Here is a 14,429-nt window from a genome sequence, read left to right on the forward strand (position 1 = left end):
AGGGATACCTGAAACTCCGTGGCGCGTCAGCGCCGCGATAAAGAATAATCGTCTGTTCCCAGGATGACTTATGAAAAAAGTCCTGTACTGCCTGCTGCTGCTATTATTCCCGCTCGCCGCAGTTATCGTGATTGTCCCTATGGACAGCGAGAAGCAATATATTTTTGGCCTGATCGCCATTGCCATTCTCTTTGCGCTGGGCATTAGCAAGAGCCACAAAACCTCCATGGTTATGGTGTTTCTTTCCGCCCTGATGTCGACGCGTTATATATACTGGCGCGCGACAGAAACCCTCTCTTTTAATTCAGAAGTCGAGGCGATTCTCGGCATCGGCTTATTTGCCGCCGAGATCTACGTCTGGGTGATCCTGCTGCTGGGCTACCTGCAAACATCATGGCCGCTTAAGCGAACCATTGAACCGATGCCGGATGACATCAGCCTCTGGCCGACCGTCGATATCTACGTGCCGAGCTATAACGAGAGCCTCGACGTGGTACGCGATACCGTGCTGGCGGCGCAGTGCATAGATTATCCGCGGGACAAGATAAAAATCTATCTGCTGGATGACGGCAAGCGCAGCGAGTTTGCTGTGTTTGCGGCCGATGCGGGCGTGGGCTATATCACCCGTGATGACAACCGACATGCGAAAGCGGGTAATCTTAACCATGCGTTGCGCATCACCAAAGGTGAGCTAATCACCGTTTTCGACTGCGATCATGTGGCTACCCGCGCGTTTCTGCAGGCGACCGTTGCGCCATTCCTTAAAGATCCGAAACTGGCGTTGCTGCAGACGCCACACTATTTTTATTCCCCCGATCCCTTTGAGCGTAACCTGAAAGCGGCACGGGAGATCCCGAACGAAGGGGCGCTGTTCTACGGTCCGGTTCAGCAGGGCAATGATAACTGGAACGCCACCTTTTTCTGCGGCTCCTGTGCGGTCATCCGCCGTTCGGCGCTGGAAGAGATCGGCGGCTTTGCCACCGAAACCGTTACCGAAGATGCGCACACCGCGCTGAAGATGCAGCGTCGCGGCTGGAAGTCAGCCTTTCTGGCGCTGCCGCTGGCAGCCGGACTCGCGACAGAACGTCTGGGGCTGCATGTGGTGCAGCGTACCCGCTGGGCGCGCGGTATGACGCAGATTTTCCGCGTCGATAATCCGCTGCTGGGACGCGGGCTGAAGTGGCAGCAGCGCCTTTGCTACCTCAACGCCATGCTGCACTTCCAGTTCGGCCTGCCGCGCGTCGTCTTCCTGACCGCGCCGCTGGCTTATTTGCTGTTTAACCTGAACATTATCCACTCCTCCGCCAGCCTGATATTTGCCTATGTGCTGCCGCATCTGGTGATGTCGCTCTACGTCAACTCGCGGATGAACGGGCGTTTTCGCGCCACCTTCTGGGGCGAGATTTACGAAACGGTAATGGCCTTCCACCTGGTGATCCCGACGCTGTTGACCATGATTTCGCCCAAACATGGCAAATTTAACGTGACGGATAAAGGTGGCCTGCTGGACGTGGGTTTCTTCGATTTTAATATTGTACGCCCGCACGTGATCTGCGCTGCGCTGCTGGTGATTGGCGTGGTCAGCGGCACCGTACGCGCCGTCGCGCATGACTATTTTGGCGTCGATCCCTGGGTTATCGCCCTGAACGTCGGCTGGGCGCTGTTCAGCCTGATCATTCTGATGGCGGCGATTGCCGTCGCGCGCGAAACCAAACAGACGCGTAAAACGATCCGTATTGATGTGGTTATCCCGGTAGTGCTGCACTACGCCAGCGGCATCTCTTCACGTACCGCCACGGTGAACTTGTCGATGGGCGGCGCGCAGGTAACGGCACCGGATAACCGGCACGAAACCGACGAAATCGAGGCGATTGATCTGATGCTCCAGTCGGGTGCGATCTCCATTCCGGTCAGCCTGATTGGCGCTGAAGAAGGGGTGATCCGCCTGAAGTTTGATGAGATCCCGCTTGCCCGTCGTCGCGAGCTGGTGCGCGTTGTCCTCTCACGTGCCGATGCCTGGATTAAACCAGAAGGGCCGAAAGATAAGCCGCTGCGCTCGCTGGTCACCATTGTGCGTACCGTATTTGAACTGTTCTGGCTGACCTGGAAAGATCGTCGATCGAAACCACAGCCCCGGGCCGCGAAGGCTGAAGAGGATGGCGTGGCATGAAGTTATTACCTCTACTCGGTTTGACTGGCGTACTGACGCTGACCGCTGCCTGGGCGGCGCCCGACAACGTTACGCAGGACAGCGGCGCGCTGTCGCAAATTCCGCCGCCTGCGGGCGTGGGTGAGAATACCGCTGCCGCCGCGTCGCTGTCTGCGTCAGAGGAAAATAACGATACGCTGCCGCAAATTCCTCCGTCTGTGGACGCCAGCGGGAATACCGCTGCCGCCGCGCCGGCGCCTGCGACAGGGGAAAATAACGGTACGCTGCCGCAAATTCCGCCGTCTGTGGATGCGGGCGGGAACACTGCCGCCCCTGTGCCGGTGACGACGACAGGGGAAAATAGTGATGCGCCGTGGCAAGTTGAGCCAGCGTTACAGCCGGATGCAGCACCGGCATCACCAAACGCCAGCGAGCCGACGCCACTGCCTGCCGGGCTGCCGCCGTTTCCGGCGGTGAATGATGCCCCGGCTTCTGCGGCGTCCGCCACGCGCACTATGCTCAACCTGAATCAGCCGCTCTCTACCACCATAACGGTCAGCCAGATGGGCCAGGCTAACGGGGTCCTGCTGAGCGGCGGACAGCTGCAGTCGGGCATCGTCTTTACGCTGCCTGGTGATGAAGTGGTCACTAACGCCCGCCTGAACCTGGCGCTGAAAGTCTCCCCGGCGCTGGCAGCCCGTAACACCTCTCTGCAACTGATGCTCAACGGCCAGCCGCTGGGTACGCTGCCGCTCAGCGCGTCAGCTCAGGCGAAGGAAGAGTATGAGCTGGAGATCCCGGCGGCGATGGTCGTCTCCAGCAATAACCTCAGCTTTAAAATTAACGATGCCGAGCAGCTTTTGTGCGAGCGTGACAGCGCCAGCCAGTATCAGGTGACCATCCTGCCTGAAACCGCACTGTCGCTTGAAGGTCAGCAGCTCAATATGGGCAACAGCCTGGCTAACTTCCCGCGTCCCTTTATCGATCCGCTACGGATGACGCCCGCCAGCGTGCCGATGGTCTTTGGTCAGACGGTCACGCCGGGTAAAGTCAGCGCGGCGGCCATTCTCTCTTCATGGTTTGGGATCCAGACCGATTATCGCGGCGTCAGTTTCCCGGTGTTGCGCAATCAGCTGCCGGAGAACAACGGTATTATCTTCGCCCAGCCTGGCGAAACGGTTGGCGGGATAGCGGTGCCGGACGTGAGCGGGCCAACGCTGCGTTTAGTCGATAATCCGGTCAATCCGGTTTATAAACTGATGCTGGTGATTGGCAAGAATGATGATGAACTGCGTCAGGCCGCCTGGCGGCTGATCCAGCCACTGAACGTAGAGGAATCTTCGCTGGCGGTAGCCACGCAGACCATCCCGGTCAGCAAGCCTTATGATGCGCCGCGCTGGATTAATACGGATCGTCCGGTTCGCCTGAGCGAACTCCTGCGTAAAGATCAGAGCCTGACCACCACCGGTCTCTGGCATGACGCGCTGCGGGTGAACTTCCGCGCCGCGCCCGATCTCTTCCTGTGGGATGGCGATACGCTGCCAGTACAGGTGAACTATCGTTTTCCGGCTGAAAGCTGGATTGATGAGGATAACTCTTTCCTGAATGTCAGCCTGAACGGCACTTTCCTGCGCAATCTGAGCGTGAACAAAGTGGGTCTGCTGGAGAATATCTGGCACCGGCTGGGCGGCGACGCGCGTCAGGAGCGCTATACACTGAAACTCGATCCCTATCTGATTTACGGCGATAACCAGCTCCAGCTCTATTTTAATATCAAGCCAAAGGCCAACGCGCCCTGTAGCGTGCTGACCAATAACAATATTAAAAGCCGCATCGAAGATGATTCGTATATCGATCTCAGCCATACGCGCCACTTCACGCTGTTGCCGGACCTCTCCTATTTTGTCGGTGCCTCGTTCCCGTTTACGCGGCTTGCTGACTATTCACAGACCGTGCTGATGCTGCCTGCCTCACCCAGTGACGCAGAGATCGGCACCCTGCTGGATATGGCCGGACGCTCCGGTAACGCTACCGGCGTGGCGCTACGGCATAACAGCGTGATGTTTGGTGTGCCTGCGGGTGGCGGTGCCTATGCGCGTCTGCAAAACAGCGATGTGCTGGCGGTGTCCACGCTTTCCCAGAGCACCTTTACCCGCGCCATGTTGCAGAATACGCCTTTCGAAGTGAGCAGCCATACGCTGGGCGTGAAAACGCCAACGCTGCTGGATAACCTGCGCGGCTGGCTGACCGGCGACTGGTTCCGCCAGACAATGGAGGCCGATCGCTACTTCTCCTCCAATGAAGACTGGCGCGGTTTTGTCAGCTACCGCTCGCCGTGGAGTGAATCCCGCGTGGTGGTGATGACGGTGGCAACCGATGATGCCCAGCTTTCCCGGCTTCACCAGGATATGACGCAGCAGCGCATTAATGCGGGTATTCGCGGCGATACGGCGATCATTACCGATGAGAATGGCATCCGCAGCTTCCGCGTCGGGGCGCAGTTCCCGAGCGGGCAGATGCCCTGGTACATGATGGTGGTGTGGTACGCCAATCAGCACGCAGTCGTACTGGCGTTGCTGGCGTTGCTGATCTCCACCCTCGTCGGGTTGAGCACCTGCGTACTGTTGAAGCGTCACGCCTGGAAGCGGCTGAACCCGCAGAATGATCCCCGTTCCTCTGGCGAGAAGAAGTGAAGACCATGATGAAAATAAAAATGCTGACCGCCAGACTTCGCCTGATGTGGGTTCCCGGCCTGACGCTCGCCGCTTCGGCGCTGGCGTTCCCGGCAGCGGCGGCTGACGCCAATCCAGCCTTACAGGCGCTGTTTGACCAGGCGAATTACTGGCATCAGAAGGCCCATGACGATCTGGCCCGCGACGCGCTGAACAAAGTGCTGATGGTCGATGGTAAAAATACGCAGGCCATCTATCTTATGGCGCTGTGGGCGCAGCAGAGCGGCGATAACGCGACGGCGGAGAAATGGCGTACGCGCCTGAGTGAAATCTCCCCGCAGGATCCCCGCCTGGCTGAGCTGGATAACGCGCGACAGCTACGGGCCATCCCGGCCGCGCAGCTGACGCTGGCCCGTCAGCAGGCGAGCAGCGGCAATATTGCCGCCTCGCTGCAAACCTGGCGTAACACCTTCAGCGGCAATGAACCGCCAGCCAGCGTCGCGGCTGAATACTATCTGACCATGGCTGGCGATCGCACGCTGCTGCCGCAGGCCGTGGATAACCTTCGCCAGTTCGCCGCCCAGCATCCGCAGGATATTGGCGCGAAGCTGGCGCTAGGCAAGGCGCTGACCTATCAGGAATCGACTCGCCGGGAAGGGCTGCAGATGCTACAAGGCCTGGCGGATGGCAATGCCGACGCCGACCGCTCGCTGCGGCAGGCACTGCTCTGGCTCTCTCCGCAGACGGAGGACGCGCCGCTCTATCAGACCTATCAGCAGCGCCATCCTCAGGATAACGCGGTGATGGCTTACTTCCGCAAAAACGTCGGCGGTGCCGAAAAAGGCCAGGGCTTTACCGCCCTCAACAGCGGTGACGTTTCCAGCGCCCAGAGCGCCTTCAACCGCGTGCTTGAGGCCAGCCCGGAAGATGCGGATGCGCTGGCCGGGCTCGGCTATGTGGCCCAGCGCAGCGGCAACTACGCCGCCGCCGCTGACTACCTGGAACGTGCGGCGAAGCAGGGCGGCGAAAATGCGCAGCAGCGTCAGCAGCAGGCTGGCGATGCCCGCTTCTACGCCCAGCTGGCGGCGGCGCAGCAGGCGATGAAAGCCGGTGATACGGCCCAGGCGCTGAGCCTGAGTGAACCGCTGACGCGGGCCGAAGGGGAAAAAGGCGTTTCCGCCAGGCTGTTCCGCGCGGACGTGCAGCGCCGCAGTAACCAGCCTGAGGCCGCCGAACAGAGCTACCGCGCCGTGCTGGAAAGCGATCCCGATAATCGCCCGGCAAAAGAAGGGCTGTTCTATGTGCTGCGTCAGCAAAACCGCAGCGAAGAAGCCAGTACGCTGCTTTCTTCGCTTCCCGCCAGCGTGCGCGAGAGCGTGACGCCGAAGCCCGCCGTGACCAGCGAGCCGGTCCGTCGTCAGGCTCAGCAGGCGCTCAGCGCGGGCAATACTCAGCAGGCGATTACGCTGCTCCAGCAGGGAATGCAGCGCTTTCCGAATGATGCCTGGCTGCGACTCGATCTCGCCCGGATTTACCAGCAGCAGGGCAATAGCAGCCTGGCCGCAGGGGTTATGCAGCCCGCCTTCCGGCAGGGCGCCAGCAGCAACGAAATCTATGCCGGTGCGCTGTTCGCCAGCGAAAGCGGCGGCTGGCAACAGGCACAGACGCTGCTTGCCCGCATTCCGGCCCGTAGTCAGAACAAAGCGATGCGCGATCTCTCCCGGCGGGTGAATTTCAACCTGCAGATGGCCGTTGCGCAGCAATATCTGGCGCAGGGCGCTAACGCGGCGGCGGCGAACACCCTGAAAGCGCTGGCGGTCAATCCACCGGCGAATCCGGCGGATGTGGGCAACCTGGCGAAAGCGCTGGCCGATGCCGGTGACATGACCACGGCGGTTTCCCTGGTGCGCGGCAATATGCAGCAGGGCGTTCAGGGCGATGCGGGCGATTATGCGGCGCAGGTGGCGGTGCTGAATCAGGCGGGCCTGGGCGGCGAAGCGCAGAGCTTTCTCCGCAATCCGGAGCTGCAATCCCGCAGCACCTCAGCCCAGCTGGCAGGTATTCAGAACGGCTATGTCATTCAGGAAGCCGATCGTCTGCGCGAGCAAAAACAGTATGCTGTCGCTTATGACAAGCTGATTAGCGCCTTGCAGCACGATCCGCAGAACAGCGACCTGATGTTTGCGATGGGACGGCTGTACCAGTCCGGCAAAATGAACAAAGAAGCGGGCGTGGTCTATGACTACCTGATGACCCGCGACACGCCAACCCAGGATGCCCGCGTGGGCGCCATCAATGTGGCGCTGGCCAGTAACGATCTGCCGAAAGCGAAAAGCCTGGTGGCAGGTCTGCGCGGCGAACAGACGCCGGAACGTCTGCTGTTAATGGCGCGCGTCGCCGAGGCGGATGGCGATCATCAGCAGGCGCTGGCGTATCTGCGTACCGCCCGCGGCAGGATGATCGGCCTTGAGGGCGCGACTACCGGCACTGCACCGGTTATTGGCGGTATGGCACTGGCGGATAATCCATTTATCAACAGGAGCACGCTTTCCGCGCGCCGTTCACCTTCCGCCTACGGCACCGTTATGCCATGGCAGCAAGGCAGCAGCAGCGATACGGCGCTACAGACCGCAGGCGTCAGCGTGCCGTCTCAGCAGGTCCAGACGCTGCATCAGATCGATACGATGATGGATACGCTGGAAGAACGCACCGGCACCTGGACGCAGGGTGCCGTACAGGTCAGAGGGCGTGACGGCGAATCCGGCCTCAGCAAGCTGACCGAGGCGAAGGCGCCGCTGACCTGGTCGACGGTGCCTTACGGCGATACGCGCTTCGACTTTACGCTGATGCCGGTCTCCCTGAGCGCCGGTAGCCCGTCCGGCAGCGCACTGTCGCGCTACGGTACGCAGGCGCTTGAGCAGGGCCGTATCGCCCAGGCGAACGACATCGATCCCGGCGAAGTGAAGCTCAACTCACCGGGATCGCAGAACGCCTCCGGCGTTGAGGTGAACCTCGGCCTGACCAACGATAATTTCAAAATCGATCTCGGCTCCACGCCGCTCGGGCAGGATCTCAGTACGCTGGTGGGGGGTATTCAGTGGTCGCCTAAGCTGACGGACTATCTGACGCTGATCCTGACGGGAGAACGCCGGGCCGTTACCGACAGCCTGCTCTCCTACGTGGGCGTTGAGGACAAGCTGAGTGGCAAGCGCTGGGGCCGCGTGACTAAAAACGGCGGTAACGCGCTGCTTAGTTATGATAACGGCGATGCCGGGTTCTATTTCGGTGCCGGCGGCTACAGCTATATCGGCGAGAATGTTAAGAGTAACCAGAGCCTTGTCGGTAATGCGGGAGCCTATGTGCGCCCGTTCCATGATGACAATGGCGAGCTGAAGACGGGCATCAGCATCAGCTGGATGGATTTCTCAAAGAACCTCAGCTACTACAGCTACGGGCAGGGAGGCTACTTCAGCCCGCAGGACTTTGTGGCGGTCTCTTTCCCCGTTGAGTGGAGCCGCAACTATGACGATCTGAAAATGAACGTGGGCGGGTCGGTCGGCTATCAGTCCTATTCGCAGGATCGCAGCGCCTGGTTCCCGACCGATCCGCAGAAGCAGGCCCAGCTTGAGGGCTTTGCCAATCGGGGTTACGTTGAGGATGCCTACTACGAAGGCAGCAGCAAAAACGGCATTGGTTATAATCTGCACGCAGGTGCGGACTACAAGGTGAATAAAGACGTTACCGTGGGTGGACAGCTGGGTTACGACACCTTTGGCGACTATAACGAAAGCACCGCCAGACTTTATTTCCGCTATATGCTCGGGGACAAATAAGCATGAGTGATTTACAGGATCGTACCCTGCATTACTATCGCCAGCAACAGTCTCAGCCGGGCTGGTTTGATCTGCTCAGCCTGATGATTAACGGCATGCTGCGCAATGCTGGTGAGCATGAGAGCCACGCTTTCCTGCAACAAATGGGAGAAGAGTTGGCCACGCGTTATCCTTTAGGTGGTGCGCAGACCGTGGCTGACCTGGAGGGGCAGATTAACCAGGTCCTGGCGCGTTTTAACTGGGGTTTTGTCGATCTGGCACCGCGCGAAACGTCGCTGCTCATCTGCCACAACGCGCTGCCGCTGGGCGATGGCCAGATCGAGGCGCAGAAGTGGCGCCAGGCCCTCGGCGCTGTGCTGACCGGCCTTTACGCTCGCTGGCTGCGCGAGTTGGGTGGCAGTCCGGCAGTACCGGTGCTGTGTGAAACAACCGACAGCGAAACAACGCTGAATTTCCGCTATCAGAAGTAAGGAACAGGATAATGGGGTTTCTCCGGGCAGGCATGGTAGTGATGGCGTTAATCTTAAGCTGTGCGCAGGTCAGCGCAGCAGAGGGCTGGGGGGCGTTTAAAGGCCGTTATATGACCAGCGAAGGCCGTATTCAGGACACCGGCAATAATAACATCAGCCATACCGAAGGTCAGGGATATGCGATGCTGATGGCGGTGTGGTACAACGACCGCAGCGGCTTTGACAGCCTGTGGCGCTGGACGCAGCAGCATCTGCAAAATCCCCAGACCGGGCTGTTTTACTGGAAATACACCCCTTCCGCCGCCGATCCCGTGGCTGACAAGAACAACGCCTCTGACGGCGATGTTCTGATCGCCTGGGCGCTGCTGAAGGCGGGAGAAAAATGGAACAACAACGCTTTTCTGGCGGCCTCGGACAAGATCCAAAAGGCGATTGTTGCGCGGGACGTGATTACCTTTGCTGGCTATACGGTGATGCTGCCGGGAAATAATGGCTTTAACAAAACCAGCTATGTGGTGCTTAACCCATCTTATTTCCTTTTTCCGGCCTGGCAGGATTTTGCCCGCCGCAGTCATCTGAAAGTCTGGAATAGCCTGATCGACAGCGGCATGGCGCTGCTGGAGAAGATGCGCTTTGGCCAGGCGGCTCTGCCGACGGACTGGGTTGCGCTGAATGCGGATGGCAGCGTTGCGCCAGCAACCGCCTGGCCAGCGCGCTTCAGCTATGATGCGATACGCGTGCCGCTTTATCTCTACTGGTACGATCCGCAAAGTCTGCAACTGGTGCCTTACCAGCGTTTCTGGATGAATTTTTCACGGCTGCAGACGCCAGCGTGGATCGACGTGCTGAGCAATACCACCGCGCCTTATAACATGGCGGGTGGCCTGCTGGCGGTAAGGGATTTAACGCTTAACCAGAATCAGTTTCTCAGCGACAGACTGGAGGCAAAAGAGGATTACTACTCTTCCAGCCTGCGGCTGCTGACCTGGCTGGCGCTGAAAGATCGGTAAAAAAGCGATCCCGCAGGGACTGCCTGCGGTGACGGGCAAGGTTGCGGTTCAGGAGAAAAACTGCCCGTAAAGCCGCACAAGCATCGTTCCTGATATCCGTCCCGCGCCAACCCTGGCGCGGGACGCTTTACTCCCCATTCCTCTTCTTCCTGCTTTACTGAAGCTTGCCTCAGTTTTCTGCAGGCAGCCTGTCAGGGCGCTTTATCGGATGGGACATGGCCGGGCATGGCATTTTGCCGGTCGCTGCGCGACGTAAGGGAAGCGGCCTGCGCATGCGGTTCACATGATCCGATCTGCGCCGTCTGGCCGATGATTTCTGCCTCTTCATGCCACACCATGCGGCGGCTGAACATCTCCTCATCAGGCTGGCGGAAGATGAACCTGAGCGCGGTATCCAGATCGTTGTAGCGGCATGAGGAAAGAAACAGCCAGAGCCTGTTCTCCGCCAGCGTGAACACATCGCCAAAGCGCCGCGGCTTACACTGGCTTAGCACCGCTTCTGCCGTCACTCCGGAGCGCCTTTCAAAGGCGATCAGCAAACCTTTCGCCTTTTCCGGCGCCTGCGCGTTATTCATGCGCTCTGTTACCGAGCGGGAGAAGCATGCCGGGTCCAGGTAGCCTCTTTCCTGGAGAGGATGGAGCGATTTCAGTAGCACATCCAGTTCTGCAGGCACGTGCCGGTTGTAGATATGGCCCTGAATGTCTGCCAGCGTGGCGAACAGGCGTGATACCGGCGCGCTGAAGGGGACAATCGCGTTAACGCCACAGGCAAGAAGAAGACGTTCGTTACCGTAGCGCAACGCGGCCTGCTTTTCGCGCACCACAATTTTCAACGCGCTGCCGCGACTGCGGCGCAGGCTGTGAATGTAGCCCGCCAGGCTGGCTATCTCTTCGCTCTGGTTCAGAGAGAACACGACGGTTGCGGCGTCCGCTTCACGGGCGCGGGCGTAGAGGGCCGCATTATTCTCAAACAAACAGCAGTGGCTGGCCTGCACCTGTTCGCCTTCAGGTACGGATTGCTCCAGCAAGTAGATGTGTACATCTTCCGGGACGGGTGACGCCGCTTGCTGATCCTGACTTATCTGGGTGAAACGTCCGTCGGTGAAGGAGAGCCGTAGCGTCCGGTCGGTCAGCATATCATCGTTGTCTGCCCACCAACTGATGCGATAATCCCAGTGATCCTGGTGCCGGCTGAGATGGGAAAGTCCGCTGAGATAGCGATAAAAAGTTTGCAGTTGTGGGCGCAGCGAGTGAACTTCCGGCACGGAAGTAATGATAAGCAGGGTAGAGGGCTGACCCGCGAAAGACGCCTGTATTTTTTTTATCCAGGCGTAACGGCGGGCAGCGGATAATGTCTCCCAAAGGGAAGCCGTGGTGAAAAAAAGGATGACGCCAGGCGAACGCGGCAGTAGATACGCCGGATCCTCAGCCAGGCTCATCAGCGCCTCTTCCGTCGCTGGCAGGATGAGCGGTGGGATGGCGGGCGTCCCGTCAGTGGCTGGTGGTGGGAGCAAACCCTCAGCGCCGCTCCCCGAACAGATAATCGCCACCGGACGCTGGCCGTTGGCACAATGCTGTGCCAGTAATTGTGCGTCTTCTTCCGGGCTCACCGTTATCCAGTAACAGCCTGCAGGCTGCATCCGCACGCAGGCTTTTCTGGCCTGACCAAACCCAAGGGTAAGGGGGGAAATTATCGCTTTTTTCGTGTCACTCATGTTTCAGGACCTCAGGGAGTAGCCCGATTGAAGTGAAGCTTTTTCGGATTATTTTTGCCACTATACCTGACAAGGTATGGCAGTTTCATTGAAACACGGCTTAAGCGTTTGCCTAAGTATAGCCGTACGCTGTCAGGATATTCGCTGGCGGAGAACAGGAATAAGGCAAGCGACCGGTTAATAAAGGTACGCTTCCCGGTGCGGGAGGCCGATCCCGTTTTTTACAGCAGACGTCCACGGCAGTCCTGTGAGGTTTTATCCGGACGTCCGGGGCCATACTGGCCGCATTTTCCTCGGAAAACCCTTAATCCGACGGTTAACGTGCGGGATAACTTAACAACTGCCCGCCATACGATATACTCAGGACAGTTTTTGCTGCCCGTCTGGGGCGGCATACAGGATGTTGGAGAGCAGGCTTGCGCGTCAGTCGTTCGTTAACGATAAAACAGATGGCGACCATATCGGGCGTTGCGGTTGTTACCATCTCTATTTTTATCGTCATTCAGCTATTTCATTTTGTGCAGCAGCGCAGGATTGACTACGCCCAGCAGATGGAAAATGTGGCGCATACCGTGCGGGTACCGCTGTCACAGTCGGTGCTGAAAGGGGATATTAACCAGGCTGAAGTAATTCTGAATTCGCTGAAACCAGCGGGGATTCTGGCCCGTGCGGAGGTGGTGCTGCCCGATGGGCTGCAGGCGCTGCATACCAACTTTGAACCCGCGAGGCCGGTACCCGAGCTGATCGCCAGAGTGTTCGAACTGCCGGTACAGATTACCGTTCCGCTCTATTCCGTTGAGCCCGCTAATCCCAAGCCAATGGCACTGCTGATCCTGCAGGCGGATTCATGGCGGGTCTATCAGTTTATCCTCAGCGCCGTTTCAACTATGGTCACCACCTATCTGCTGCTGGCGCTGATCCTCTCCGTGGCGATCAGCTGGTGCATCAATAAGCTGATCGTCCGTCCGCTGCGGAAAATTGCAGATGAATTGCAGGATTTACCGGCGCAGGCGGTGATTACGCATCAGCTGGCGCTACCTGCCCGGCACCGTAACGATGAACTGGGAATGCTGATCCGCAGCTATAACCGCAATCAGAAAGTGGTGGCGTCGCTTCATGATGAAATGAGCCAGCAGACGACCCGATTTACCCTGACCAATCTGCCGAATAAAGCGCTGTTTGTGGCGCTGCTGGAGCAGCACCTTAGTGCCGTTGCGGACGATGAGATCTTTACGGTAATGGTGGTACGCATCGAGACGTTGCAGGATGCAAACGGCGTGGTGACGGATGAACAGCGGGACGTGCTGTTGCTCACCCTGCTGGAAAAAATTCGTAGCTGCACCGATGATGCCACGATTCTGGGCCAGCTCTCCATCAGTGATTTTGCGCTGCTGGTGAAACGGGCGAACAATCCTTTCCGCGCCATACGGCTGGCAAGGCTGCTGCTGATGCGTCTTAACCAGCCGGTGACGCTGCATCAGATGCAGTTACGGCCAGCGCTCAGCATCGGCATCACGCAGCGTGCTGCCAGCCAGACCACGGCCCAGGAGTTTCTCAGCCGCGCGGCCTCGGCCATGATGTCGGCCAGCCAGCAGGGTAAAAATCAGATCCTGTTCTTCGATCCGGCAATGATGGCGCGGGCGCATAAGCGCCTGACGCAGGAGCATGACATTCTGCAGGGGCTGGAGCAGGGCGAATTCAGGCTGTTTCTCCAGCCGCAGGTCGATATGCGCAGCGGCAGGCTGGTGGGCGCCGAAGCGCTGCTGCGTCAGCGTCAGCCGGATGGCAGCTGGGCGCTGCCGGAAGAGCTGATCGCAAACGCCGAGGAGATTGGCGTCATAGGTTCGCTGGGGCGCTGGGTGTTTGAGGAGTCCTGCCGGGTACTGGACGACTGGCAGGCGCAGGGCTTTACCCTGCCGCTGAGCGTGAACCTCTCCGCCACGCAGCTGCGGGAACCGGATATGGTGGCGCACCTCCGTGAACTGATCCAGCGGCACCGTATTGCGCCAGGCAGCCTGATGCTGGAGATTACCGAAACGGCGCAGGTAGGCGAGCCGGAGAAGGCGCTGCGGTTATTAAACGAGCTCCAGCAGGTCGGCATCGCCGTGGCGCTGGATGATTTTGGCATGGGCCACGCCAACCTGAACTGGCTCAGCCAGTTTAAATCCCTGCCCGTCAGCAAGCTGAAAATGGATCGCAGCTTTGTCCATATGCTGCCGCAGGATGACACTATGGTGCGCATCGTGGCTGCCATTGCGGAGATTGTCGGGCTGGAAGTGATTGCCGAAGGGGTGGAAACGCCGGAGCAGCGCGACTGGCTGCTGGCGCGGGGTATCCAGATAGGCCAGGGCTACCTCTACTCGGAGGCGCTGCCGGTCGCCATATTCAACCAGAAATATCGCGCCTTATCAGCATAATATTCGCGGTATAGCCTTATCTGACAGCGACGCTGCTGCGCTTTTTTTAGCAAAAAGGGCGCCGCGGATTTTGCTGACGTGATTCAGCTCTTAAAACCATCTCTGCAACCGCCGTACGCTGTGTCAAGTTATATCAATCCCGTTAACAGGATGTTATTTTCAC

Annotated in this window: 7 protein-coding genes; 6 read left to right on the forward strand and 1 reads right to left on the reverse strand. The window is 58.9% G+C overall.

Features of this window, described 5'->3' with window-relative positions:
- Positions 1-70: 70 nt before the first annotated feature.
- From bcsA to EA20_RS0108420, 5 genes are read left to right on the forward strand one after another with little or no spacing between them, the layout of a single operon-like run.
- Complete coding sequence (bcsA, locus tag EA20_RS0108400) at positions 71-2,170, forward strand: UDP-forming cellulose synthase catalytic subunit (protein WP_024966400.1); 2,100 nt, start codon at positions 71-73, stop codon at positions 2,168-2,170.
- Entirely contained in the window at positions 2,167-4,842 is a 2,676-nt protein-coding gene (gene bcsB, locus EA20_RS0108405) for a cellulose biosynthesis cyclic di-GMP-binding regulatory protein BcsB (protein ID WP_024966401.1), read from the forward strand. The genes bcsA and bcsB overlap by 4 nt, the downstream gene beginning before the upstream one ends.
- A gap of 8 nt (positions 4,843-4,850) precedes the next feature.
- Positions 4,851-8,654: a cellulose biosynthesis protein BcsC gene (locus tag EA20_RS0108410; protein ID WP_024966402.1), complete on the forward strand. Its 3,804-nt coding sequence runs from the start codon at positions 4,851-4,853 to the stop codon at positions 8,652-8,654.
- Positions 8,655-8,656: 2 nt separating this feature from the next.
- Complete coding sequence (gene bcsD, locus EA20_RS0108415; protein ID WP_024966403.1) at positions 8,657-9,124, forward strand: cellulose biosynthesis protein BcsD; 468 nt, start codon at positions 8,657-8,659, stop codon at positions 9,122-9,124.
- 11 nt (positions 9,125-9,135) lie between these two features.
- Positions 9,136-10,134, forward strand: a complete 999-nt coding sequence (locus tag EA20_RS0108420) for a glycosyl hydrolase family 8 (RefSeq protein ID WP_038381562.1) — start codon at positions 9,136-9,138, stop codon at positions 10,132-10,134.
- Positions 10,135-10,325: 191 nt separating this feature from the next.
- Here the strand turns inward: EA20_RS0108420 and bcsE are convergent, their stop codons facing one another.
- Positions 10,326-11,849, reverse strand: coding sequence for a cellulose biosynthesis protein BcsE (gene bcsE, locus EA20_RS0108425; protein ID WP_081772560.1), 1,524 nt, complete (start codon positions 11,847-11,849; stop codon positions 10,326-10,328).
- 416 nt (positions 11,850-12,265) lie between these two features.
- Between bcsE and hmsP the strand changes: the two genes are divergently transcribed.
- On the forward strand, positions 12,266-14,266 hold the full coding sequence (gene hmsP, locus EA20_RS0108430; RefSeq protein ID WP_024966406.1) for a biofilm formation regulator HmsP: 2,001 nt from the start codon (positions 12,266-12,268) through the stop codon (positions 14,264-14,266).
- Positions 14,267-14,429 lie beyond the last annotated feature (163 nt).

Origin of the sequence: Pantoea sp. IMH (assembly GCF_000599885.1) — a bacterium.
Classification (GTDB): domain Bacteria; phylum Pseudomonadota; class Gammaproteobacteria; order Enterobacterales; family Enterobacteriaceae; genus Erwinia.

What these genes read in the sequence shown, in the direction of transcription:
- bcsA (WP_024966400.1), top strand. Translation starts at nt 71, where the DNA reads ATGAAAAAAGTCCTGTACTGCCTGCTGCTGCTATTATTCCCGCTCGCC.
- bcsB (WP_024966401.1), top strand. Translation starts at nt 2,167, where the DNA reads ATGAAGTTATTACCTCTACTCGGTTTGACTGGCGTACTGACGCTGACC.
- EA20_RS0108410 (WP_024966402.1), top strand. Translation starts at nt 4,851, where the DNA reads ATGAAAATAAAAATGCTGACCGCCAGACTTCGCCTGATGTGGGTTCCC.
- bcsD (WP_024966403.1), top strand. Translation starts at nt 8,657, where the DNA reads ATGAGTGATTTACAGGATCGTACCCTGCATTACTATCGCCAGCAACAG.
- EA20_RS0108420 (WP_038381562.1), top strand. Translation starts at nt 9,136, where the DNA reads ATGGGGTTTCTCCGGGCAGGCATGGTAGTGATGGCGTTAATCTTAAGC.
- bcsE (WP_081772560.1), bottom strand. Translation starts at nt 11,849, where the DNA reads ATGAGTGACACGAAAAAAGCGATAATTTCCCCCCTTACCCTTGGGTTT.